Origin of the sequence: Castellaniella defragrans (assembly GCF_014203015.1) — a bacterium.
Classification (GTDB): Bacteria; Pseudomonadota; Gammaproteobacteria; order Burkholderiales; family Burkholderiaceae_B; genus Castellaniella; species Castellaniella defragrans.
Window position 1 is genome coordinate 216879 of the sequence record NZ_JACHIB010000001.1, and the last position, 24668, is coordinate 241546.

Here is a 24668-nt window from a genome sequence, read left to right on the forward strand (position 1 = left end):
TCAGGCCGCCGTGGGCGGCGCGTCGGCCGGCGCCTGCGCCGCGCCAGCCAGCGCCGCATCGGCCGCCGCGATCCGGGCAAGATCGGGCAGGGGCTCGTGCTGGCGCTCGCCGGACTCGAACTGCTGCCAGACCTCCACCGCCCGCAGGCGCTGGCGCACGATCTGCTCGATCTTCTCGCGCAGCATCGGATACTGCTGCTGCAGGCGCTTGAAGTCGCGTTCCTGGAGCATCAGCAGGCGGCTGTAGCCCAGCGACCGCGCCCGCGCCTGGAAGTCCTGGTCCATGACCAGCGCCATTTCCCCGAAGATCTGGCCGCTGCCCAGTTCGGCCGTGGTGCCGTCCGGCAGGTCCAGCACCACCGCCCCCGAGGCGACGAAATACATGGCGCGGCTGCGCCCGAAGCGGGTGGGGATTTCCTGGCCCGGCACGACCAGGCGGGGCTTGAGCACGCGACGGATGGCCGCCATGGTGCGCTCGTCCATGCCCTCGAACAGCGACACCCGCTGCACCAGCGCCGCCGCGCTCATGGTGATGTCCAGCACGCCGCTCTTTTCCAGCTTCCCCCAGCGCGCATCCGCCTGCTGGATCAGGTCGGAATAGGTTTCCCCGCTGATGAGGTTGTGCGCCAGCATGTCGCGGTAGCGGATGCGCTCCATGGCGCGCGCCATGCGCGCGAGATAGGCTTCCTGGAGATACTGGGCGTAGTTGGGGTACTGCAGCGCCAGGGCCTGCAGCGCGCCTTCCAGCAGCGTCAGGCGGCGCTGGTGGGCGGCCACGATGATTTCCGTGACCTCCGCCCCCAGCAGCGGCTGCACGTCGGTGCGGGCGAACTGGATCAGGCGCCGTGCCACGGACCACTTGCACATCAGGTTGGTGAACCGCTGGGCCAGCTCGCGCACCAGCCAGCCCTGCCAGCCGGTCAGGTGGTGCAGGCGCAGCGCCAGCCGCAGCCCATGCGAATAGCGCAGGTCGCCGTCGATCGCCGCCTCGAAGCCGCGCAGGCCGCCCGAGCGCACCGCGTCCCCCAGCCGCTCGGCGCGCGCCAGCAGCGATTCGGCCGTGCGCCAGTCCACCACCTGGGCCTTGAGGGTCTCGAAGAACATCTCTTCCTCGCGGCCCGCCAGCATGCCCATGCCGACGGCGACCTTCTGGTCGCGCGACAGCTGATGCACCTGCGTGGCGTCCATGCTGGCCTGGCTGGCGTCGAACACCGCGTGCAGGCGCTCCAGCACCTCGCTGCCGATGTGCTCGTTGTGGGCGATGTCGTCGATCTTCAGGCGCAGGGCTTCGAGTTCCACCACCTGGGCCTGGTCGCGCAGGGTCCGGTCCACGGGCGAGAGCTGGTTCAGCCCCAGCCGGTGGATCAGCGGCCGCAGCGTCAGGCCGTTGATGAACAGGGTCATGAGCACGAAGCCGGTCGTGGCCACGGCGATGAACTGCCGCGCCTCGTGGGGCACGGCCGGCTGCTCGGTGACGGCCAGCGCCAGCGCCAGGGACACGGCCCCGCGCAGGCCGCCCAGCAGCATCACGGCCCGGTAGGACGGGCTCACCTCGGTGCTGAGCCGCAGCCGCCCCAGCAGGGGCAGCAGGCCGTAGATGATCACCGCGCGCGCGCACAGCGTGACGATGAACACGACCAGGATCAGCAGGACTTCCATCCAGGTGATTTCCGCCATCATGCGCGGGATCAGCATGGCGGCGAAGAGGAAGATCAGGGAATTGGCCCAGAAGCCGAACTGCGCCCAGGCGCCTTCGAGCTGCTCGAAGGTGGTGGGCGACATGCGCGTGCGGCCGCCGGAGCCCACCACCAGGCCGGCGATCACGGTGGCCACCACCCCCGACACCCCCAGGTAGTGCTCCGCGATGAAGAAGGTCAGGTAGGCCAGCGCCACGGTCAGGGTGACTTCGGCCGCGGGCCAGCCGCGCAGCCAGCGGAACAGCTCGATGGCCGCCCGCCCCATGACCAGGCCGGCCAGGCCGCCGCCCAGGAAGCTGACCATGAAGCCGCGGAAGATCTCCGTCACGGCGGGCGCGGTGCCGCCGAACAGCACGCTGAGCAGCACCGAGTACAGGGCGATGGAGGCCGCGTCGTTGAACAGCGCCTCGCCCTCGACCAGGTTGGTGAGGCGGCGCGGCGCGCCGACCTCGCGGAAGATGCCCACGACCGCCACCGGATCGGTGGTGGCGACGATGGCGCCCAGCATCAGGCAGACCACCAGCCCGTAGGTGGAAATCGCCGCCAGCGAGAAGCCGACCGCCACGGTGCAGACCACGACGGCCACGATGGCCATCACCAGGATGGGGCTGATGTCGTCCAGCAGCCGCCGCAGGTTCGTCGCCAGCGCCGTCTCGAACAGCAGCACGGGCAGGAAGACGAACAGGAAGGTCTCGGAGGAAATCTCGAAGTGCTGCAGCGTATCCAGGAAGTCGGCCACGACGCCCGGCGCCCAGCCGTGCACGTGGATGACGACGCCCAGGATGAAGCCGACGATGGCCAGCAGCACGGAATAAGGCAGGCGCAGGCGGCCCGCCAGGGGGGGCATGAAGGACACCAGGGCCAGCAGCCCCGCCAGGCCGAATACCAGCAGGCCGATTTTCATGATGAGGGAACGCGTTCAAACCATCCGGGTGATATGTTACAGGCCCGGAGAGCCAGTTCCCTAGAAAAATGATGTGTCCGACCGTGCGGCCCCTGGCGAAACGGCGGCCCGGACGGCAAACGGCGGCAAAAAAAAGGGATGCCTGGCGGCATCCCGGGAACATCCGCTTCGATAGGGAGGGGAAGAGGAGAAGCAGAAGCGGACGACAGAACGGTGGGGCCGGCGTGGCCGGCGCGCGTTCATGGAGGATTGGTCCGTCCGCGGCGCGGAAAGTTCACGGCGGGGGCGGGGAAGATGCAAAAGAGTGTTTCGGACCCGGGTGGGGAAAGCGCGCCGGATGGCGCCCGGCGGACGGCCGATTCCGCGCGCCGGGCGAAAACGGATGTCCGCCCGGAAGGACGGCCCGGACGGAGGAAAAGGCTCAGGCGGCCTCGAAGTCCGCCTGGCGGTCGCTCAGGGCGATGCGCAGTTTCTTCAGGGCGGCCGATTCGATCTGGCGGACCCGTTCGGCGGAGATGCCGTATTCGTCGGCCAGCTCGTGCAGCGTGGCGCCGCCGTCGTCGGCCAGCCAGCGGGCGCGCACGATGTGCTGGGAGCGCGCGTCCAGGGACGAGAGGGCGTGTTCCAGGCCCTCGCCCTGCAGCGCGTCCATGCCGCGGCGCGCCAGCACCCGGTCGGGCTGCTGGGCCTCGTCGGCCAGCCAGTCGGACGGCGCGTAGCGGTCTTCCTCGTCGGCCGGGGCGTCCAGGGCGCAGTCGCCGCCCGAAAGGCGGACTTCCATTTCGGCGACGTCCTCGGGACGCACGTCGAGCTCGCGCGCGATGTCGGCGACCTGCTCCGGCCCCAGGCTGCGGCCGTCGGGCCGCATGCGGCGCAGGTTGAAGAACAGCTTGCGCTGCGCCTTGGTGGTGGCGATCTTGACCAGGCGCCAGTTGCGCACCACGTATTCGTGGATCTCGGCGCGGATCCAGTGCACGGCGAAGGACACCAGGCGCACCCCGCGGTCGGGATCGAAGCGGCGCACGGCCTTCATCAGACCGATGTTGCCTTCCTGGATCAGATCCGCGTGCGCCAGGCCGTAGCCCAGGTACTGCCGGGCGATGGAGACCACCAGCCGCAGGTGCGACAGGACCAGGTCGCGCGCGGCGTCCAGGTCGTTGTGGTCGCGCAGGCGGCGGCCCAGGTCGGCTTCCTGGTCGGCTGACAGCATCGGCAGCCGGTTGACGGCGTTGATGTAGGCATCGATGGTGCCGAGCGCGCCGGGATTGGAGATCGCCAGCGACAGCTGGGACGGCGCGAGCGACAGGGCGGACGAAGAGAGGGTCATGGTGACAAGGTCCTCGTGCTGGAGGAATTCATGTTAGCACTCTCCAGAGAAGAGTGCTAATTTCAAGGTAACGAATTTCAAGGTCAGGAATCTTTGGCCGTCCCCCGGCGGGAAAGTTCCCCGTTTCCGGTCCGCCGGATCCGGGCCGGATCCCGCTTTCCCGCCGATCGCAGCCCGCCAACCCCCTCAGGGCAGTTCCAGGTCCGCCACCAGCGGCGCGTGGTCCGATAATTTCTTCCAGGGCGAGCCGTGCAGCACCCGCGCACGGCGCACGGCGAAGCCGCGCTGATAGATGCGGTCCAGCCGCAGCCAGGGGAACACGGACGGGAAGGTCCGCGGCGGCGGGGTCAGGCGCGCATTGCCGTTCATGGACAGCTCCGGCACCTGGCGCAGTCCCTGGCCCGGCAGCCAGGCCAGGCGCTCGCGCAGGCGCGAGACGGTGCGGCGCAGGCGGTAGATCTCGTCCGTTCCCTGCGGCGCGGCGGCGAAGACCTCGACCAGGCCGAGCTGCTCGACGAACAGCGGCGCCAGGCGGTTGGTCCAGTCGTTGAAGTCGCCGGCGATCAGCAGCGGCTCGTGCGCGGGCACCAGGCGCTGGATGCGGTCGGCCAGCGCCTGAATCTGGCGCGAGCGCCCGCCCGCCAGCAGCCCGAGGTGCACCACCAGGCAATGCACCGGCACGTCGCCGACCCGCACCACGCCGTGCAGCAGGCCGCGCTGCTCCAGGCGGTGATCGGAGACGTCCTGGTTCTCGTAGTACAGGATGGGATAGCGCGACAGCAGCGCGTTGCCGTGGTCGGTGGCCTGGCGCACGGCGTTGCAGCCGTAGGCGGCCTGCATGTGCAGGGCCGCCGCCAGGGATTCGTGCTGCGCGTCCAGGCTGCCGCGCACCTGGTTGCGGCCCTGCACTTCCTGCAGGAACAGCAGGTCGGGCCGCAGGCCGTACAGGCCCAGCCGCAGATCGGCCAGCGATTCCCGCCCACCCGTGGCCGAGCGGCCCTTGTGGATGTTGTAGCTGACGACCCGCAGCACGGGCATGGCCGGTCTCCCCGCCCTACTTGGCTTCCGTCTGGCGCAGGCGGATGTGCAGCTCGCGCAGCTGCTTTTCGTCCACGGCCGACGGCGCCTGCGTCAGCAGGCACTGGGCGCGCTGCGTCTTGGGGAAGGCGATCACGTCGCGGATGGATTCCGCGCCCGCCATCAGCGTCACCAGACGGTCCAGGCCGAAGGCCAGGCCGCCGTGCGGCGGCGCGCCATATTGCAGGGCGTCGAGCAGGAAGCCGAACTTCAGGCGGGCTTCTTCCTCGTCGATCTTCAGGGCCTTGAAGACTTTGCGCTGGACGTCGGCGCGGTGGATGCGCTCGGAGCCGCCGCCGACTTCCCAGCCGTTCATGACCATGTCGTAGGCGCGCGCCAGGGCCTTGCCCGGATCGGTCTCCAGCAGGTCCTCGTGGCCCGGCTTGGGGCAGGTGAAGGGGTGGTGCGCGGCGGTGTAGCGGCCTTCGCCCTCGTCGTACTCGAACATGGGGAAGTCCACCACCCACAGCGGCTTCCAGCCCGGCTCGAACAGCCCGTTGGCGCGGCCGAACTCGCTCTGTCCGATCTTCACGCGCAGGGCGCCGATGGCGTCGGCGACGACCTTGGCGCGGTCGGCGCCGAAGAAGATCAGGTCGCCGCTCTGCGCGCCGGTGCGTTCAATCAGGGCGCGCAGGGCGTCCGCATGGATGTTCTTGACGATGGGCGACTGCAGGCCGTCGGGAATCGAGGCGGCGTCGTTGACCTTGATGTAGGCCAGGCCGCGCGCGCCGTAGATGCCGACGAACTGGGTGTAGGCGTCGATCTCGCTGCGCGGCATGCTGGCGCCGCCGGGCACGCGCAGGGCCACCACGCGGCAGGCCGGGTCGTTGGCCGGGCCGGCGAAGACCTTGAAGCCCACGTCGCGCATCAGGTCGGCCACGTCGGTGAATTCCAGCTTCACGCGCAGGTCGGGCTTGTCCGAGCCGAAGCGGCGCATGGCTTCTTCCCAGCTCATGACGGGGAAGGGATCGGGCAGGGCCACGCCGAGCACCTGGCGGTAGATCTCGCGCACCATGCCCTCGAAGATCTCGCGGATCTGGACTTCGTCGAGGAAGGAGGTCTCGCAATCGATCTGGGTGAATTCCGGCTGGCGGTCGGCGCGCAGGTCCTCGTCGCGGAAGCACTTGGTGATCTGGTAGTAGCGGTCGAAGCCGGACACCATCAGCATCTGCTTGAACAGTTGCGGCGACTGGGGCAGTGCGAAGAATTCGCCCGGATTCACGCGCGAGGGCACCAGGTAGTCGCGCGCGCCTTCCGGCGTGCTGCGCGTGAGCATCGGGGTCTCGATGTCGATGAAGCCCAGCGCGTCGAGGTAGTTGCGCGCCACCATGGACACGCGGTAGCGCAGCATCAGGTTGCGCTGCATCTGCGGGCGGCGCAGGTCCAGCACCCGGTGCGTCAGGCGCGTGGTCTCGGACAGGTTGTCGTCGTCGAGCTGGAACGGCGGCGTGACGGAGGCGTTGAGGATCTCGATCTCGCGGCAGAGGATCTCGACTTCGCCCGAGAGCAGGTCGGGATTGGTGGTGCCGGCGGGGCGCAGGCGCACCAGGCCGGTGATCCGCAGGCAGTATTCGTTGCGGATCCGTTCGGCGGTCTCGAACGCGGCCTCGTTGTCCGGGTCCACCACCACCTGGGCCAGGCCCGCGCGGTCGCGCAGGTCGATGAAGATCACGCCGCCATGGTCGCGGCGGCGATGCACCCAGCCGAACAGGGTCACGGTCTGGTCGAGGTGGGCTTTGGACACCTCGCCGGTGTAGCAAGTGCGGTTCAAGAATGGCTCCGTCAGAGGAATTGTTCGAGTTTCAATGGGCCTGTCCGTCGGGGGATTCCACGGCCGGCAGGTCCATCTGCGTCTGGGGCGGCAGGCCGGGCGGCGCCACCACCCCCATGGACACGATGTATTTCAGTGCCGTTTCCACCGACATGTCGAGCACCTGGACATCGGCGCGCGGCATCATCAGGAAGAAGCCCGACGTCGGATTGGGCGTCGTGGGCACGTAGACGCTGACGAAATCGCCGTCCAGCAGCGCGGCGATCTCGGTGCAGGGGGTGCCGGTCAGGAAGCCGATGGTCCAGGCGCCCTGGCGCGGATACTGCACCAGCACGGCCTCGCGGAAGGCCTGGCCGTTGGGCGCGAACACGGTGTCGCTGACCTGCTTGACCGAATTATAAATGGAGCGCACCAGGGGGATGCGCCCCAGCAGGGATTCCCAGCGCGACAGGATGGCACGGCCGATGAAATTGGCGCAGAACAGCCCCGTGAGCAGGATCACGGCCAGGACCAGGACCAGCTCGAACCCCGGGATCGCCACCCCGAACAGGGCCTCGGGCGAGAGGAACGAAGGCACCAGGGACATGAGGGTGCCGATCAGGATGGTCAGCACCCAGACCGTGGCCACCAGCGGCAGCCAGATCAGCAGGCCGGTGATGAAGTAGCGTTTGAGAAAGCGCATGGATTCCCGGAATCAGCCCGACGTCGAGGCGGGCGGGGTGCCGCCGGAGGCGGGGGCCGCGGCCGCTGCCGGCGCGGCGCCGCCCGCCGCATCGGCGGATTTGGGCGCGGGTTTGCCGCCGCCGCGGAAATCGGTGGCGTACCAGCCGGTGCCCTTGAGGCGGAAGCCGGCCGCGGTCACCTGTTTTTCGTAGGCGTCCTCGCCGCAGGCCGGACAGGTCTTCAGCGGGGGATCGGAGATTTTCCGCAGCACGTCCTGCTCATGGCCGCAGCGGCTGCAACGATAGGCGTAGATAGGCACAGCGATGATTCCGAAATGATCGACGGCCTGGATTTTAATCCTTTTGGCGCAAGGCCCCCCGCGGGGGGCGCGTTTCGCCCCGGGGCGGCTCGGCGGCGGAACGGGCCTTGCGCCGCCGTGTCCGCACGCGTCAGCCGAACGAATTGGGCAGCATGAACATCGCGGCCGCGACCAGCGTGGGCACGGCGGCGGCGGCGAGCAGGCGCAGGGGCGAGATGGTGCCGTCGCCGAAGCAGCCTTTCAGGATGGAAAAGCCGGCCGGGTTGGGCGCGTTGGCGATCACGGTCAGGCCGCCGCCCGTGACCGAGCCGGCCACCAGCATGTAGCGCCAGAGGTCGCCGGTGCCTTCGACCAGCGAGCCCAGGTAGGTCAGGGCCGCGTTGTCGGTGATCGCCGTCAGGGCCGTGGCGCCCAGGTACAGGACGTAGGGCGACAGGCCGCCCAGCAGGTCCTGCAGCCACCACTGCTGCAGGCCGCCCAGCACCACCAGGCCGGCGAGGAAGAAGCCGACCATCAGGCCCTCGCGCAGCAGCAGCGGCGACTGGTGCCGCTTGTAGGCGTGGGCGTAGCCGATGAACAGCACCAGCAGGGCCATGAAGATCTGCATGTGGTGCGAGGCCAGCACGACGCACACCAGGAACAGCACGTGCACGGCCATGACCACCGGGGACACCGGCGGGCGGCGCTCGCCCTCGTCCTCCCGGACGCCGATGCTGCCGTTGAGCAGGAAGGGCCGGCAGATCAGCGTCAGGACGAACCCGTTGAACAGCACGGCGATCGCCGCGCGCCAGCCGAAATGGGTGGCCATGAAGGCCGTGTCCCAGCCGAAGGTATGGGCCACCATCAGCACCGGCGGCGCGGCGTAGGCGGTCAGCACCCCGCCGATGGACACGTTGACGAACAGCACGCCGACGGTCAGGTACTTGAAGCCGTCCTGGCCGGGCCGGCGGAAATAGGCCTGGCGCAGCAGCAGGGCGGCCAGGGTCATGGCGGCCGGCTCGGTGATCAGCGAACCCGACAGCGGCACCAGGGTCATGATGACGAAGAAGCGCGACAGCTCGCCGGCCACGGGCAGCAGGCGCGACACCAGATCGACCATCAGGCGGACCAGCTCGATGATGGGCCGGCTGGCCGCCACCACCATGATCACGAAGACGAAGGCCGGCTCGGTGAAGTTGCGCGTGTCGAGGTATTCGACCGCGCCGTGCACCCCCAGGGTCAGCGCCATCCACACGAACAGCGCACAGGCCCAGACGCCGAACACGGCCTCGACCTCGGACAGCAGGTGCCACAGTCCGGCGTGCGGTCCGCCCCGGTTGGCCAGCCGGGCGAAGACGGGTACGGAGAACGTGTGGATGATGGCGATGGCAAACAGAATGCTTGCCACGACCTCGGTGTGACTGACCATGTCCGGGTCCTGTGTGAGAGGCTGAAGAGGGATTCAGGCGTTGCCCAGGATCAGGCGCGCGCCCTTTTCGGCAATCATGATCGTCGGCGAGTTGGTGTTGCCCGAGGTGATGACCGGCATGATGGACGCGTCGATCACCCGCAGGCTTTCCAGCCCCCGGACACGCAGCTCCGGATCCACCACGGCCAACGGATCGACGCCCATTTTACATGTGCCCACCGGATGGAAGATGGTGGTGCCGATGTCGCCCGCGGCGGCCTCCAGCGCTTCCTGGCTCTGGACGGCGTCGCCCGGCAGGTATTCGCGGGGCTGGTAGCGCGCCATCGCCGGCTGGGCCATGATGCGCCGCGTCAGGCGCAGGGCGTCGGCCGCCACGGCGCGGTCCTCCGGGGTCTGCAGGTAGTTGCAGAGGATGTCCGGCGCGTCGGCGGCATTGGGCGAGACGATGCGCACGTAGCCCCGGCTGCCGGGCTGCAGGTTGCAGACCGAGGCCGTCAGGGCCGGGAAGTCGTGCAGCGGATCGCCGAACTTGTCCAGCGACAGGGGCTGGACGTGGTATTCCAGATTGGGGCGCGGGCGCGACGGATCCGAGCGCGCGAAGGCCCCCAGCTGCGAGGGCGCCATGGACAGCGGCCCGCTGCGGAACAGGCCGTACTGCAGGCCCATCCAGGCCTTGCCGTGCCAGGAATTCACCAGGGTGTTGAGGGTGCGGGCGCCCCGCAGACGGTAGATCATGCGCAGCTGGAGATGGTCCTGGAGGTTTTCCCCCACGCCGGGCAGGTCCAGCACCACCGGCACGCCCAGCTTGCGCAGGCGTTCGGCCGAGCCGACGCCGGAGACCTGGAGCAGCTGGGGCGAGCCGATCGCCCCGGCCGCCAGGATGAGCTCCCGCCGCGCCACGGCCCGCAGCCGGCCGCCCTCGCCCACGCAATCGACCCCGGTGGCGCGGCGCCCGGAGAAGCGGATGCGCTCCACCCGCACGCCGGTCATCACGCGCAGCGTGTTGCGGTGCATGACGGGGCGCAGGAAGGCCTTGGCCGCGTTCCAGCGCACGCCGCGGCGCTGGTTGACCTCGAAGTAGTTGCAGCCGGCGTTGTCGCCGCGGTTGAAGTCGTCGGTGCGCTCGATGCCCGCCTGGGCCGCCGCCTCGCGGAAGGCGTCGAGCACGTCCCAGCGCAGGCGCTGCGGCTCGACCCGCCAGGTGCCCGAGGCGCCGTGGAATTCGCTGGCCCCGGCGTGATGGTCCTCGACGTCCTTGAACAGCGGCAGCACGTCGGCCCAGGACCAGCCCGGATTGCCCAGCGCCGCCCAGCCGTCGTAGTCGGCGGCCTGACCGCGCACGTAGAGCATGCCGTTGATGGAGGACGAGCCGCCCAGCACCCGGCCGCGCGGATAGCCCAGCGAGCGGTAGTTCAGGCCCGGATCCGGCAGGGTGTGGTAGCACCAGTCGGTGCGCGGATTGCCGATGCAGTACAGGTAGCCGACCGGGATGTGGATCCAGCGCCAGTCGTCGGCGCCGCCCGCTTCGAGCAGCAGGACGCGGTGCTCGCGCGACAGGCGGTTGGCCAGCAGGCAGCCGGCCGAGCCGGCCCCCACGATGACGTAATCGAATTCCAGCGCGGCGGCGTCCGTCGTTCCTGCGGTCATGGCGTGCGGTCTCCTCCGGCGCCTGGAAGCGGCTCCGTTGTTTACTAATGGAAACCAGTCTAGCCGCAACGCCGCTGCGGCGCCAGACGGCCTACAGCCAGGGACGCAGGACCGTGCCGGCCAGGGCGGCGGCGATCAGCAGCACGCCGACCTGCATGTTGGAGCGGAACAGGCGCAGGCCGCGTTCCGGGTGGCGCACGTCGAAGACGCGCACCTGCCAGGCGAAGTGGCCGGCGATGACGGCCATGCCCAGGTAGTAGGGCCAGTCCATGCCCATGCCCCAGCCCGACGCGGTCCACAAGGCCGCCGTGGCGGCGTACATGCCGCCGATCCAGGCCCGGCCCTGGTCGCCGAAGCGCATGGCGACCGACTTCAGGCCCAGCATGCGGTCGTCGCGCAGGTCGATGTAGGCATAGATGGCGTCGTAGCCGATCTGCCACAGCACCGCCCCCAGCCACATGGCCACGGCGTACCAGGGCACCGCGTCGCGCGTGTCGGACCAGGCCATCAGCATGCCCCAGTTGAAGGCCGCCCCCAGCACAGCCTGCGGCCAGTAGGTGTAGCGCTTGCACAGGGGATAGATCACCACCAGCGGCAGCAGCGCCAGCGCCAGCCAGCGGCTGGTGGCGTTGATGGCCAGCAGCAGCGTGGCGCTGACCAGCAGCTGCGCCACGGCGAACCACAGCGCCGCCCGCAGCGTGAGCTGGCCGCTGGTCAGGGGGCGGAAGCGCGTGCGTTCGACGCGGTGGTCGAAATCCCGGTCGAAGATGTCGTTGAAGGTGCAGCCCACGCCGCGCATCAGCAGCGCCCCCACGGAGAACACCGCGATGCGCCACAGGGTGGGCATGCCGTCGGCCGCCTGGACCAGCGCGGCCAGCGCCGGCAGCAGGGTCAGCCAGGTGCCGACGGGCCGGTCCAGCCGGCACAGGCGCGCGTAGGGTCCCCAGGACGCGGGCAGCCAGCGGGCCACCCAGTCGTCGAAGCGCATGTCCGACAGATCGGGGGCGGCCCGCTCCGGGCGCGAGGAGGAGCCGTCCGCCGTCATGCGTGCTCGGGCGCCGGACCGATGAGCTCGCCCAGCGTGCGCACGCCGGCGCGGATGCGGTCCTCGGGCACGGTGACGAAGCTCAGGCGCAGGGTGTTCGCCGGCGCGCCGGCCCCGGCGTAGAACGGCGCGCCCGGCACGAAGGCGACGTTGCGCTGGATCGCCGCCTGCAGCAGCTGCGCGGTGTCGATGGACGGGCGCAGCGTGACCCAGATGAACATGCCGCCTTCCGGGCGCGTCCAGCGCGCGTCGGACGGGAAATGGGCCTGCAGGGCGTCGAGCATGTAGCCGCACTGGCGGCGGTAGAGCTCGCGCACTTTGGGCAGGTGTTCGCGCAGGAAGCCGCCGCGCACGGCCTCGTGCACCGCCATCTGGGTGACCGTCGCGGTGTGCAGGTCGGTGGCCTGCTTGATCTGCACGAGCTTGGAGATGATGGGGCGCGGCGCCACGACGTAGCCCAGGCGCATGCCGGGCGCCAGGACCTTGGAGAAGGTGCCCAGGCGGATCACGGTGGCGCCCGCCGGACGGCCCAGTTCGAGCAGGCCGGGCTGGGGGTCGCCGGCGTAGCGCAGTTCGCCGTAGGGATCGTCCTCGATGATGGGCAGGTCCAGGCGGGCGCAGCGCTCGACCAGGGCCTGGCGGCGCGCGCGGTCCAGCGTCAGGCCGGTGGGATTCTGGAAATTGGGCAGCACGTAGATGAAGCGCGCATCGCGGACGAGATCGTCGTCGAGGGCTTCGGGCACCAGGCCGCGCTCGTCGGTGGGCACGGCCCGGTATTCCGGCTGGAACTGGGAGAACGACTGCAGGGCGCCGAGATAGCTGGGGGCCTCGACCAGCACGGGCGAGCCCTGGTCGATGAACAGCTTGCCGAGCATGTCCAGCGCCTGCTGCGAGCCCGACACGATCAGGACTTCCTCGGGATCGATGTCCAGCCCCGGGCGGGACAGGTCCTGGGCCACCCACTCGCGCAGCGGCGTGTAGCCCTCGGTGCGGCCGTACTGCAGCGCCGTGGCGCCCTGCGTGGCCAGCACCTTGTCGAAGGCCGCGCGCAGTTCGGCGATGGGGAACCCCTCGGGCGAAGGCAGGCCGCCGGCGAACGAGATGACCTCGGGCCGTTCGGTGATCTTGAGGATTTCGCGGATGGCCGAACTGGTGAGCCGGTTGGCGCGTTGGGAGAAAAGCGTGCGGGAAACGGACGTGTCCATGATTGATTCCGAATGGGGGCCTGCCTTGTGGGCCGGTCGATTGGAAATCGCCGGCCGGCCCGGATCTTCGGGCGGTCGGCGCGGGTGAAGCCGTCTATATTAAAGCAAGCGCGCGCCGGCGGCCATGGGCCGCGGTGCCAGAGGTCCGCCCAGGGGTCCGCCCGGTGGCGCGCCGCCTACGGCCGCCGCGCCGCCCCGATGAAAATGGCGGGGTCCACCCGCGCGTCGTTCAGGCTGACGTTCCAGTGCAGGTGCGGCCCGGTGGCGCGGCCGGTCGCGCCCACCTTGCCCACCACGGCGCCGCGCGCGACTTCGTCGCCCACCTTCACGCCGATGGCCGACAGGTGGCAGAACATGCTGATGAAGCCCTGCCCGTGGTCGATGAACACGGTCTTGCCGTTGAAGAAATAATCCCCCACCAGCGTCACCCGCCCGGCGGCCGGCGCCTTGACGGGCGTGCCCGCCGGCACGGCGAAATCCAGGCCCGAGTGCGGGTTGCGCTCCTCGCCGTTGAAGAAGCGCCGCAGGCCGAACGGGCTGGACAGGCGCCCGCCGACGGGACGGTCCAGCATGACGTTGCTCGGCACGACGCCGTCCCGGTACGTGCGATAGGCGGCCATCTGCAGGTCGAGCTCGCGCTCGATCCGCTTGACGTCGTCGGGATCGGGCGTGACCTGCCGGCGGTTCTTCAGCGTGATGTGCTGGGCCGCGTATTGCTTGGCGCGGACCTCGAACGCGGCCGCCGGGCCGCCCTGCACCTGCAGGGACTGGCGCCCCGGCCGGGTACCCAGGGGGATGCCCACCAGGGCGATCCAGGCGCCGTCGCTGTCGCGCACCACCAGGACGCGCCGGCCCTCGTAGCTGGCCCGCGGCGCCTGGCCGCCGGTGCCCAGGGGCACCACCGCCACGCCGCCCGGCACGGGCGCGTCGAGCGTGCGGCCGATATAGCCCCGCGCGCCGGCGGGCGCGGCCGCCAGGGCCGCGCCCAGCAGCACCAGGCCGCCGGCCAGGCGGCGCAGGCCCGGACGGGCGACATGCCCGAGGCGCCTGAAATTCCCGAGGCTTCCGAAATTCCCGAGGCTCCCGAAACTACTGATACGCATGCGCTCGCAACACCCCTTCCTTGACGGGGATGATTGTAGCCATCTCCTCGTCCGGCGGGCCGATGCGCCGGGCGATGTGGGCCAGCGCCTCCTCGACCTGGTCGATCAGGATCAGGCACAGGTCGCCGGGCTCCAGGCTCTCCAGCGCGGCGTCGATGGCCAGGAATTCGCCGTGAACCTCCTCCAGGCGGCTCATGCGCCGGGCCGCGCCCAGGCCCTCGCGCAGCAGGGCCAGGACCTCGCCGTCGCCGCGGCCGCGCTGGCACTGGTCCTGGTACAGGACGATCGTGTCGAACACGTCGCCCAGGATCTCCGTCTGGCGGCGGATATCCTGGTCGCGCCGGTCCCCCGCCCCGCTGATGACCACGGTGCGGCGCCGCGCGGGCAGGGTCTCGACGGCCTCGGCCAGCGCCAGGATCGCGTCCGGGTTGTGGCCGTAGTCGGCGATCAGCGTGGCGCCCCGATGGTCGAACACGTTGAAGCGGCCGGGCACCGTGCCGGCGTCGTTGACGAAGGAGGCCAGCCCCGCCTGGATGCGCACCCAGTCCACCCCCAGCGCCCAGGCCGCGGCGGCGGCCGCCAGGGCGTTCTCGACCTGGAAGCCGATGCGCCCGCCATGGGTCAGGGGCACGGCGGCCAGCTCGATGCGCGTCTCGGCGCAGGCTTCCGCGAACACCAGGTCGCCCTGGTCCACGAACGCCACCCGGCCGCCCTGCGCCCGGTGGGTCTCGATCACCGGGTGGCGGCCGTCGCGGGCGAAGAAGGTGACCGCGCCCGGGCAGCCGGCGGCCATGCGGGCGACGATGGGGTCCTGGGCATTGAGGACGGCCATGCCGGCCGGCGCCACGTTCTCGACGATGACGCGCTTGACGGTGGCCAGCTCCTCGACGGTGCTGATGTAGTTCAGCCCCAGGTGGTCGCCGATCCCGATGTTGGTCACCACGGCCACGTCGCAGCGGTCGAAGCCCAGGCCCTCGCGCAGGATGCCGCCGCGCGCGGTCTCGAAGACCGCCATGTCCACGTCCGGATGCAGCAGCACGTTGCGCGCGCTGCGCGGTCCGCTGCAGTCGCCCGTGTCGATGCGCCGGCTGCCGACGTAGACGCCGTCGGAGTTGGTCATGCCCACGCAGGCGCCGGACTGGGCGCACAGGTGCGCGAGCAGGCGCACGGTGGTGGTCTTGCCGTTGGTGCCGGTCACCGCCGCCACCGGCACCCGGCCGTTCTCGCCGGCGGGGAACAGCATGTCGATGATGGCGCTGCCCACGTCGCGCCCCGCGCCGAAGGACGGGCTCAGGTGCATGCGCAGGCCGGGCGCCGCGTTGACCTCGACGACGCAGCCGGTCTCCGGCGCCAGCGGCTGGTAGACGTCCCGGCTCACCAGATCGATGCCGCAGACGTCCAGGCCCACCATGCGCGCCGCCATCACGGCGCTGGCGGCCAGGTCGGGGTGCACGTGGTCGGTCACGTCCGTGGCGGTCCCGCCCGTGCTCAGGTTGGCGTTGTTGCGCAGCACCACGCAGACGCCGGGCGCCGGCACCGAGCCGGGGTCGAAGCCCTGCGAGGCCAGGGTGTTCAGGGCGATCTCGTCGAGCCGGATGCGCGTGAGCGAGGTGCCGTGGCCCTCGCCGCGCAGCGGGTCCTGGTTGACCTGCTCGACCAGTTCGGCGATGGTGCGGCGGCCGTCGCCCACCACCTGGGGCGGATCGCGCCGCGCCGCCGCGACCAGGCGGTCGCCCACCACCAGCAGGCGGAAGTCGTGGCCGGGGAAATAGCGCTCCACCAGCACGCCCGAGCCATGCGCGCGGGCCACGGCATAGGCGGCCATCACCGGCTCGCGCCCCTGCACGTTCACCGCCACGCCCTTGCCCTGGTTGCCGTCCAGCGGCTTGACCACGACCGGGCCGCCGATCTCGCAGGCGGCGGCCCAGGCATCCTCGGCGTCCTCCACGCAGCGGCCCTGCGGCACGCACACGCCGGCCGAGGCGAGCAGCGCCTTGGTCAGGGCCTTGTCCTGGGCGATGGCCTCGGCGATGGCGCCGCTGGCGTCGGTCTCGGCCGCCTGGATGCGGCGCTGGCGGCGCCCCCAGCCGAACTGCACCAGGCTGCCCTCGGTCAGCCGGCGGTACGGGATGCCCCGGCGCACGGCCGCCTGCACGATGGCGCCGGTGCTGGGGCCCAGCCGCAGGTCCTCGTACAGGGCCTTCAGCCCGGCGATCGCCGGCGCGAGGTCGAAGGGCTCGTCGCGCAGCGTGGCCATGCACAGCGCCAGCGCCTGGTCGAACGCCAGGCGGCCGACGGCTTCCTCGACGTACTCGATCACCACCTGGTAGACGCCCGTCTCCGGGGTCGGAGCGGTGCGGCAGAAGGCCACCGGGCAGCCCGCCTGGGCCTGCAGCCGCAAGGCGGCGACCGCCAGGAGGTGGGCCAGCGAATGGGTGCCCTCCAGGCTCGGAGGCCCCGGCAGGTCGATGTCCGGAAAGCGCGCGCGCAGGCGTGTCTCGAACGCCTCCATGTCGCCGATCGCGCACTCGCTTTCGGAGCAGGCGACGACGGCTTCGATCGCGGTCTGGCGCGACCACAGGTTGGGCCCGCGCAGGGCCCGGACTCGGGAGACTTCCATGATGACCAATGTCCTTGGAGGAGTGGGGGCGGGCCCGGCGGCCAACCCGCCGGACCTGACAGGAATCAGGCGGCGAGCGGGGGTTCGTCCGGCATGCGGCGGGCGTTCCAGGTGCGCAGGCCGATGCGCATGCGCTCGACGGCCAGCCCCAGCGCCCAGGCCACGGCCACGGCCGCGAGCATGGCGGAAAGATCCCCGGCTTCGGCAGGCACGGCATATCTCCAGCGATCGCAGCTCTCCACCTCGCGGCCGGCATGCCGCTCCGATTCGATAGGCATGCCATGGCCCGCGGGGACCATGGCATGTCCGATCTCATCCAGGCTGATCACCGGGATCTGGACGCCGCCTTCGGACAGCACCGCCATGCCCCCGTACACGGACACGGCGCGGCCGCCGCGCTCCACGTGGGCGCGCAGGGCCTCCCCGTCGGGGTCCAGCCCGTAGAACAGCACGGCGCCGTCGCACAGCGGCGCCAGTTCCGCCGCGAGGGGGTCGTCCGCGTTCAGGACGGCCGCGCCGGCCGGCAGGACGACGTCCACCTGGGTGCGGAAGATCCGCGCGAGCTGATCCGGCGTCTCCATGTAGAACTCGGGCCAGGTCGCGGCCGGATCGATGCCGGTGACCACGCCGACCTGGCAGCGGTCGTAGGCCAGGCCCTCGCCCAGGATGGCGCGGCCGCCGTTCTCGATCACGGCGTATTCGACCGCGCGGTTCAGCAGGACGCGGCGCGCGGCCTCCCAGTGGGCGGAATCCTGCGCCGTCACCCGGGTCGCGCCCATGAACAGCCCCTCGGACGAGGCCAGGCCGACCACCCGGCCGGTCAGGCGCAGCAGGTGCGCGACCAGGTGCGCGACCGGCGCGGTGGGCCGGCTGCCGCTGATCCCGATCACCGGGATGCGCCCGTCCTCGGACGCGGGAAACAGATCGTCGATGATGGCGCGGCCCACCGGCCGGGGCGTGCCCACGGCCGGCTTCAGGTGCATCAGCAGGCCGGGGCCGGCGTTGACCTCGACGATGGCCGCCTGCTGCCCGGCCAGGGGCCGGGAAATGTCGCGCGCCACCAGGTCCACCCCGGCGATGTCCAGCCCGACCACGCGGGCGGCCAGCGCCACCTGCTCGGCCACGTCGGGATGCACCTCGTCGGTGACGTCGATGGAGACGTTGCCGCTGCGCTGCACGAGCACCGCGCGGCCGCGCTCGGGCACGGCGTCGCCGTGCAGGCCCTGGCGCTCCAGCTCCAGGCGGGCCGCCGAGTCCAGGCGGATGAAGTTCAGGGGATGGTCCTCGTCGCGGCCGCGGCGCGGGTCGGAATTGAGCTGGCTCTCGATCAGCTGCAGCACGGTGGACGTGCCGTCGCCCACCACCATCGCGGCCTCGCCGCGCGCGGCGGCCACCACGCGGCCGCCCACCACCAGCAGGCGGTGCTCGTCGCCGTGGATGAAGCGCTCGACCATGACGCCGCTGCCCTCGTCCACCGCCACGGCATAGGCGGCCTCGATCTGCTCGCGCGTGTTCAGGCAGGTGAAGACGCCGCGCCCGTGGTTGCCGTCCGAGGGCTTGACCACCACCGGCAGGCTCAGCTCCTGCGCCACCGTCCAGGCGTCGGCGGCGCTGTCCACCAGGCGGCCCTCGGGCACCGGCACGCCGCAGGCCTGCAGCAGCCGGCGGGTCAGGTCCTTGTCGCGCGAGATGCCTTCGGCGATGGCGCTGGTGCGGCTGGTCTCCGCCGTCCAGATGCGCCGCTGGCGGGCGCCGTAGCCCAGCTGCAGCAGATTGGCGTCGCTCAGGCGGATCGCCGGGATGTCGCGGTCGTCGGCCGCGTCCACGATGCACGCCGTGCTGGGTCCCAGGCTCAGGGATTCGGCCAGGTCCTTCAGCCGCTCGACCGCCCCGGCCACATCGAAGGGCCGGTCCTCGATGGCGGCCATCACCAGGTCGCGCGCCGCGTGCAGCGCCTCGCGCGTCAGCGGCTCGTGCCAGGCGCGCACGATCACCTTGTAGACGCCGCGCAGCGGCGTTTCCCGCGCGCGCCCCAGCCCGCCCGGCATGCCGGCCAGGCTCTGCAGTTCCAGCGTGACGTGCTCCAGGATGTGGGCCGGCCAGGTGCCCTCGCGCACCCGCTTGAGGAAGCCGCCGCGCTCGCCCACGCTGCAGCGGTGCTCGACCAGGGTCGGCAGCCAGGCGCTCAGGCGTTCGTAGAAACCGGGGATGAGATTGGACGGGCAGTCCTCGAGATCGTGGATGTCCACCAGCGCCTCGATGACGGGCCGGTAGGCCCAGATGTTCGGCCCCCGCAAATGCACCATATTGAGAAACTCAATATTTCTACCGTTCATGATCGAACCATGCGTCAGGTGCCGGGACCGGCGAAAACGGCCGCATTTTTTGCCGCCGGGCCGCTCCAAGGCAAACAGCGCCCCCCGTGGGGAGGCAGCAAGCCGAAGGCGCAGCGCAGGGGCATTTTTCGGGGGCCGCTGAAAAACATCGGCACACATATTAATCGCGCCGTTATTGCGCGGCACGAAAAAAACGTTGAAAATTGTGACGCGATTTCCCGCGCTGACAACCCCCTGAAATCGCGCTTACAGGCCCCTGAATACGGCCCTGACAGGACCCTGAACACCGCCCCGATCCCGCCCCCCCGATCCGCACTTTTTCCCCCTTCCCGACCATCCTCGTCCATGCAGGGCCTTGCCTCCGATTCCACGCCGGCCGATCCGTGCCCGCCGGGCCTGCCCGAGCCGTGGCGCGCCGCCCTGGCCGCCCAGCTCGCCGCCGGCGAGCGCGTCCTGGGCTGGCTGCGCACCGACCTGGACGCCCAGCTGCGCTACGGCGACGGGCTGGTCGTCCTCACCGACCGCCGCTGGCTCGGCTGCGGGACGGACGCCCAGGACAGCCGGTCCTGGCCGCTGCGCCCCGACCTGGAGGCGCGGCTGCAGGACCACGCCGGGGTGGGCACCCTGGAACTGGTGGACGCCCATGCCCGGCTGTCGCGCTGGCGCTACACGCTGGCGCGCCAACCCGAAGCCCAGCGCCTGGCGGCCGCCTGGCAGGCCCTGCGCGAGCCGGCGCGCTCGGGCGCGCCCGCCGACGCGCCCGCCGCCGAACCGGCGCCGGCCGCCCCGCGCGCCAGTTCCCTGTTCCGCCTGTGGCGCTTCGCCCGCCCCTACGGCCGGCAGCTCGCCGCCGGCCTGGCCCTCACCCTGGCGGCCACGGCGGCCTCGCTGGTCCCGCCCTACCTCACCATGCCGCTGATGGACGACGTGCTGATCCCGTTCCAGAACGGCGTGCCGATCGACTATCCCCTGGTGGCGCTCTACCTGGGCGGCCTGCTGGCGTCCTCGATCCTCGCCTGGGGGCTGGGCTGGGCGCGCAGCGCCATCCTCGCCTGGGTCAGCGAGCGCATCGGCGCCGACCTGCGCACCGCCACCTACCAGCACCTGCAGCAGCTGTCGCTGCAGTACTTCGGCGGCAAGCGCACCGGCGACCTGATCGCGCGCATCGGCTCGGAATCCGACCGCATCTGCCTGTTCCTGTCGCTGCACCTGCTGGACTTCGTCACCGACGTGCTGATGATCGTGATGACGGCGGCCGTGCTGCTGACGATCGACCCGCTGCTGGCGCTGGCGACCCTGGCGCCGCTGCCGCTGATCCTCTGGATGATCCACTGGGTGCGCGACCGCCTGCGCCACGGCTTCGAGAAGGCCGACCGCGTCTGGTCGGACATCACCAACGTGCTGGCCGACACCATCCCCGGCATCCGCGTGGTCAAGGCCTTCGCCCAGGAACGCCGGGAAGTCGCGCGCTTCCGCGAGGCCAACGACCGCAACCTGGCGATCAACGACCGCGTCAACGCCCTCTGGTCGCTGTTCACGCCCACCATCACGCTGCTGACCGAACTGGGCCTGCTGGTGGTGTGGGTCTTCGGCATCTGGCTGGTGTCGCGCGGCTCGATCACCGTCGGCGTGCTGACCGCGTTCCTGGCCTACATCAGCCGCTTCTACGTGCGCCTGGACTCCATGAGCCGCATCGTCTCGACCACCCAGCGGGCCGCGGCGGGCGCCAAGCGCATCTTCGACATCCTCGACCACGTCTCCAGCGTGCCGGAGCCCGCCGTGCCCCACCGCGCCGAGCACGTCGCCGGCCGCATCGAGCTCAGCCACGTCAGCTTCCGCTACGGCAGCCGCACGGTGATCCACGACCTGAGCCTGGACATCGCCCCGGGCGAGATGGTCGGCCTGGTGGGCCACAGCGGCTCGGGCAAGAGCACCCTGGTCAACCTGATCTGCCGCTTCTACGACGTGTCCGGCGGGGCGATCCGCCTGGACGGCACGGACATCCGCCGCTACGCCATCGCCGACTACCGCCGCCGCATCGGCCTGGTGCTGCAGGAGCCCTTCCTGTTCTACGGCACGGTGGCGGAAAACATCGCCTACGGGCGCCCGGACGCCAGCCGCGCGGAGATCGTCGCCGCCGCCCGCGCCGCCCACGCCCACGAATTCATCCTGCGCCTGCCGCACGGCTACGACGCCCTGGTCGGCGAACGCGGCCAGGCCCTGTCCGGCGGGGAACGCCAGCGCATCTCCATCGCCCGCGCGCTGCTGATCGACCCGCCCATCCTGATCCTGGACGAGGCCACCTCGTCGGTGGACACCACCACGGAAAACGAGATCCAGAAGGCGCTGGACAACCTGGTGCGGGGCCGCACGACGATCTCCATCGCCCACCGCCTGAGCACGCTGCGCGAGGCCGACCGCCTGGTGGTCATGGACCGCGGACGGATCGTGGAGATCGGCCGCCACGAGGAACTGCTGGCGCGCAACGGCGCCTACGCCCGCCTCCACCGGGCCCAGTTGCAGGGCCAGTCGCCCGCCGAGCCCGGCTGGGAAGAAGCCGACGACACCGCCGAGGAGGCCCTGGATGCGTCCTGATCACGCACCGGATCACGCACCGGCGCATGCCGGCGCCGGCTCCGCGCCCTCCCTGCGGGCGGACGGCCGGACGGCCGATCGGACGGCCGAGCACGCCGGCGGCCGGGTGCCCGGCCGGCCGGACTGGTCGCTGGCGCGCGACGCCTTCGGCCGGCTGATGTTGTCGCGCCCCGGCCAGCCCGACGCGCCGGTGACGCCGGTCCGCGGCTTTCCCATCACCGCGCCCGACGAGGACATCGCCCTGATCGGCGCCCAGGGCCTGGAGCTGGCCTGGATCGAGCGCCTGGACGCACTGCCCATCGAGACGCGCCGCCTGCTGGACGAGGAACTGTCCCAGCGCGAATTCAGGCCGGAGATCCTGCGCATCCGCCACGCCTCGACCTGGGCCACGCCCAGCCACTGGGAGGTGGACACGGACCGGGGACCGGCCCGCCTGACCCTGAAGGCCGAGGAGGACATCCGCCGCCTGCCGGCCTCGTCGCTGCTGATCACCGACGCCCATGGCGTGCAGTTCCTGGTGCGCGACACGGCGGCGCTGGACAAGGCCAGCCGCCGCATCCTGGATCACTTCCTGTAGTTCCGGTAGTTCCGGCAGTTCCGGCAGTTCCGCGGCCGGGGTTCCGCGGCCTGGTTTTCCAGCCGGGGTTTCCGGCCGGGGTTTTCAGCCGGAGCGGCCGGCCGGCCGGCCGGGCGCGGGCCGGCGCGGGCCGCCCCTCAGGCCGTGGCCGCCAGGCTCGGCAGGCCCAGGTCCCAGGTGCCGGGCAGCAGGCTGCGCAGCGCCTCGCGTGAGGCGTCGATGCAGCCGCCCTCGGCATACACGCCGCCCGGATCGCGCAGGCGCATCATGCGCGCCAGGATGCGGGACGTCGCCGCCGGGTCGGCCAGGGACTCGGCCACGCGGGCCTCGACCACGGACTCGTCCATCCATGCGCGGCCGCCGTCCCGCCGCAGGCCGTCGCGCCAGTGGTAGAGCTCCACGCATTTCGACACCAGCGTATAGGGCTGGCCGGGCTTCCAGAAATTCGTGAAGCGCCCCGATCCCAGGTAGAACACCCAGGAGCCTTCGTAGCCTTCGACCTCGGCCGAGGCGGCGTCCGGATTGCGGAACCACAGCCGGTCGCCCGGGACGTAGTAGCGGGGCGGCAGCGGGGCCCGCAGCGACCCGTATTCCCGCAGGAACACGTCGTGGAAGGCGCCCGACTGGATCGCGCGCGTGCGCCACTGGCGCTGCAGCGCGGCCAGGGCGGCCGGGTGGCTCTCGGCCAGTTCCTGGGCCAGCGCCAGCAGCAGCACGTATTCCGTCGCCCGGTAGCACGAAAAGGAAAAGAGCCGGCCCGACAGGTCCGGCCAGAGCGTGCGTTCAAGCGAGGGGATCAGCTCGTGGCCCGGCCTCAGGATGAAGCCGGTCTCCTCGGTCCAGGACCAGCACTCGGGGCGCTCGGCCTGCTCGGTGTCGAAGGCCAGCACCGTGCGCCGGGCGGCCTGCACGATGCGGCGGCGCACGCGCACGGCCGCGGCCAGTTCGCCCGCGCTGGGAAAGTCGAAGCGCACCGGCGACAGCAGCAGGGCGACGAAGATCTCCTTTTCCAGGTCCGCCGTGTGTGCGTCCGGCTGCAGCGCCAGGGTCCGCGCGAGGTCCGCCGTGTCGCCGTCCGGCGCCCAGCGGGCGGCCGCATCCCGCGCCAGGCGCAGATCCCGGTAGGCGCCCAGGGCGTCGATCCCGCGCCTTTCCTCGACGGCGGCGGCCCAGCGCCCGTCGGACAGCCAGGCCGGCAGGCCCTCGGTACCGGCGCCCGCCAGGGGCCCGCGGACACGCACACCAGCAATCGCATTCACGGCGGACGCCTTCGCTCGAAAAAGAAAACCATCATGCTAAAGAGAAGCGGCCGGCGCGGCTGTAACCTATGGATACCGCCGTGCCGGGGCGGGGCGGCCGTGGCGCAGGCGCTGCAGCGCGGCGAAACGGCCGACGCGGCACGGCGCGCCTTGCTCGACCTGGCCGCGATCCACCGGGCCTGAGCGCTAGGGCCGGCCGATCGCCTCCCGCAGTTCCGGCAGCGCCCGCCGCGCCGCCCGCTCGCCCTCGTCGATCGCGATCGACGCGCGGTGATAGTCCATCAGGGCGAAATCCGCCAGCCGGGGCCGGATCATCACGTCCGCGGGCTCCCCCGCGAGGCGGCTGCGCGTGATGCGCACCTGCATGATGTTCAGGCTCATGCTCAGCACGTCGAAGATCGACGGCATGCCCGCCGCCTCCGGCGCCCCGCCCCGGGCCGCCCCGAACCCCAGCGGCAGCCGGCTCAGCACCGAGGCGAGCGCGCCGGGCGCCGCCGCCCCGGAGGGCTCGGGCGCGTCGTCCGGCTTGAGGTGCCGGCCGATCAGATCCGAATTCAGGTCCACCGCGATGACGATGTCGGCCCCCATCGCGCGGCACAGGGACACGGGCACCGGATTCACCAGCGCGCCGTCCACCAGCAGGCGGCCCTCGCGCCGTGCGGGCGTGAACAGGCCCGGCAAGGCAGCGGAGGCGCGCACGGCGTCGATGACGGAGCCCTCGCGCAGCCAGATTTCCCGCCCCGAGGCCAGCTCGGTGGCGACCGCCCCGTAGGCCTTGGGCAGGCTGGCTATCGTCTTGTCGTCCAGGTGCGAGCGAAGAAAGGAAAACAGCTTCTCGCCATGGATCAGCCCGCCGTTGATGGTGAAATCCAGCAGGCCCACCACGGCCTGCCAGGTCAGGCTGCGCACCCAGGTCTCGAATTTTTCCAGCTGCCCGTCGGCGTAGGCCGCGCCGACCAGCGCGCCGATCGAGGTCCCGCACACGATGTCCGGCGCGATGCCGGCGGCTTCCAGGCTGCGGATGACACCGATGTGCGACCAGCCGCGCGCCGAGCCGCTGCCCAGGGCCAGTCCGATCCTCGGCTGGGATGCGCGCATGGCTGGTCCTCGTCGTC

At 71.1% G+C, this 24668-nt stretch carries 16 protein-coding genes and 1 pseudogene; 2 read left to right on the forward strand and 15 right to left on the reverse strand.

All coding sequences use genetic code 11. The features are described 5' to 3' along the window. The 13 genes and pseudogenes from HNR28_RS00990 to HNR28_RS01050 form a co-directional block, all read right to left on the reverse strand. Positions 1-2601: a cation:proton antiporter gene (locus HNR28_RS00990; RefSeq protein ID WP_151024454.1), complete on the reverse strand. Its 2601-nt coding sequence runs from the start codon at positions 2599-2601 to the stop codon at positions 1-3. Between the two features lie 421 nt (positions 2602-3022). Beyond that, complete coding sequence (gene rpoH / locus HNR28_RS00995; RefSeq protein WP_043679571.1) at positions 3023-3928, reverse strand: RNA polymerase sigma factor RpoH; 906 nt, start codon at positions 3926-3928, stop codon at positions 3023-3025. Between the two features lie 186 nt (positions 3929-4114). Further along, on the reverse strand, positions 4115-4966 hold the full coding sequence (locus HNR28_RS01000) for an endonuclease/exonuclease/phosphatase family protein (RefSeq protein ID WP_151024453.1): 852 nt from the start codon (positions 4964-4966) through the stop codon (positions 4115-4117). A gap of 16 nt (positions 4967-4982) precedes the next feature. Next, positions 4983-6776: an aspartate--tRNA ligase gene (gene aspS, locus HNR28_RS01005; RefSeq protein WP_151024452.1), complete on the reverse strand. Its 1794-nt coding sequence runs from the start codon at positions 6774-6776 to the stop codon at positions 4983-4985. A gap of 31 nt (positions 6777-6807) precedes the next feature. Next, positions 6808-7458 carry a DUF502 domain-containing protein gene (locus tag HNR28_RS01010; RefSeq protein ID WP_151024451.1) on the reverse strand — a complete coding sequence of 217 codons (651 nt, stop codon included), beginning with the start codon at positions 7456-7458 and terminating at the stop codon, positions 6808-6810. Positions 7459-7470: 12 nt separating this feature from the next. Next, a complete protein-coding gene (locus HNR28_RS01015; RefSeq protein WP_043679559.1) occupies positions 7471-7758 on the reverse strand; it encodes an FmdB family zinc ribbon protein in 288 nt (95 codons plus the stop codon). 130 nt (positions 7759-7888) lie between these two features. Then, complete coding sequence (locus tag HNR28_RS01020; protein ID WP_151024450.1) at positions 7889-9166, reverse strand: putative Na+/H+ antiporter; 1278 nt, start codon at positions 9164-9166, stop codon at positions 7889-7891. Between the two features lie 33 nt (positions 9167-9199). After that, a complete protein-coding gene (locus HNR28_RS01025) occupies positions 9200-10813 on the reverse strand; it encodes a GMC family oxidoreductase (protein ID WP_151024449.1) in 1614 nt (537 codons plus the stop codon). A gap of 91 nt (positions 10814-10904) precedes the next feature. Next, complete coding sequence (gene ubiA / locus HNR28_RS01030; protein ID WP_151024448.1) at positions 10905-11858, reverse strand: 4-hydroxybenzoate octaprenyltransferase; 954 nt, start codon at positions 11856-11858, stop codon at positions 10905-10907. After that, on the reverse strand, positions 11855-13063 hold the full coding sequence (locus HNR28_RS01035) for an aminotransferase-like domain-containing protein (protein ID WP_043679547.1): 1209 nt from the start codon (positions 13061-13063) through the stop codon (positions 11855-11857). Before HNR28_RS01035 ends, ubiA begins: the two co-directional genes overlap by 4 nt. Before the next feature lie 176 nt (positions 13064-13239). Next, entirely contained in the window at positions 13240-14166 is a 927-nt protein-coding gene (locus HNR28_RS01040; RefSeq protein WP_151024447.1) for a peptidoglycan DD-metalloendopeptidase family protein, read from the reverse strand. Beyond that, positions 14153-16786 (reverse strand): cyanophycin synthetase, encoded by a 2634-nt coding sequence (gene cphA, locus HNR28_RS01045; RefSeq protein WP_151024446.1) that lies wholly within the window; start codon positions 16784-16786, stop codon positions 14153-14155. The genes HNR28_RS01040 and cphA overlap by 14 nt, the downstream gene beginning before the upstream one ends. Before the next feature lie 104 nt (positions 16787-16890). After that, positions 16891-19122, reverse strand: a pseudogene (locus HNR28_RS01050) (cyanophycin synthetase); the annotation flags it as partial. A gap of 345 nt (positions 19123-19467) precedes the next feature. Between HNR28_RS01050 and HNR28_RS01055 the strand changes: the two are divergent. Together HNR28_RS01055 and HNR28_RS01060 are read left to right on the forward strand one after the other, a co-directional pair. Further along, positions 19468-21717 carry a cyanophycin metabolism-associated ABC transporter gene (locus tag HNR28_RS01055; RefSeq protein WP_184142431.1) on the forward strand — a complete coding sequence of 750 codons (2250 nt, stop codon included), beginning with the start codon at positions 19468-19470 and terminating at the stop codon, positions 21715-21717. Beyond that, positions 21707-22294: a cyanophycin metabolism-associated DUF1854 family protein gene (locus HNR28_RS01060; RefSeq protein ID WP_151024910.1), complete on the forward strand. Its 588-nt coding sequence runs from the start codon at positions 21707-21709 to the stop codon at positions 22292-22294. Before HNR28_RS01055 ends, HNR28_RS01060 begins: the two co-directional genes overlap by 11 nt. Positions 22295-22431: 137 nt before the next feature. Here the strand turns inward: HNR28_RS01060 and HNR28_RS01065 are convergent, their stop codons facing one another. Next, positions 22432-23553, reverse strand: a complete 1122-nt coding sequence (locus tag HNR28_RS01065) for a hypothetical protein (RefSeq protein ID WP_084330449.1) — start codon at positions 23551-23553, stop codon at positions 22432-22434. Positions 23554-23739: 186 nt separating this feature from the next. Then, positions 23740-24651, reverse strand: coding sequence for a patatin-like phospholipase family protein (locus HNR28_RS01070; protein WP_043679544.1), 912 nt, complete (start codon positions 24649-24651; stop codon positions 23740-23742). Positions 24652-24668: the final 17 nt, after the last annotated feature.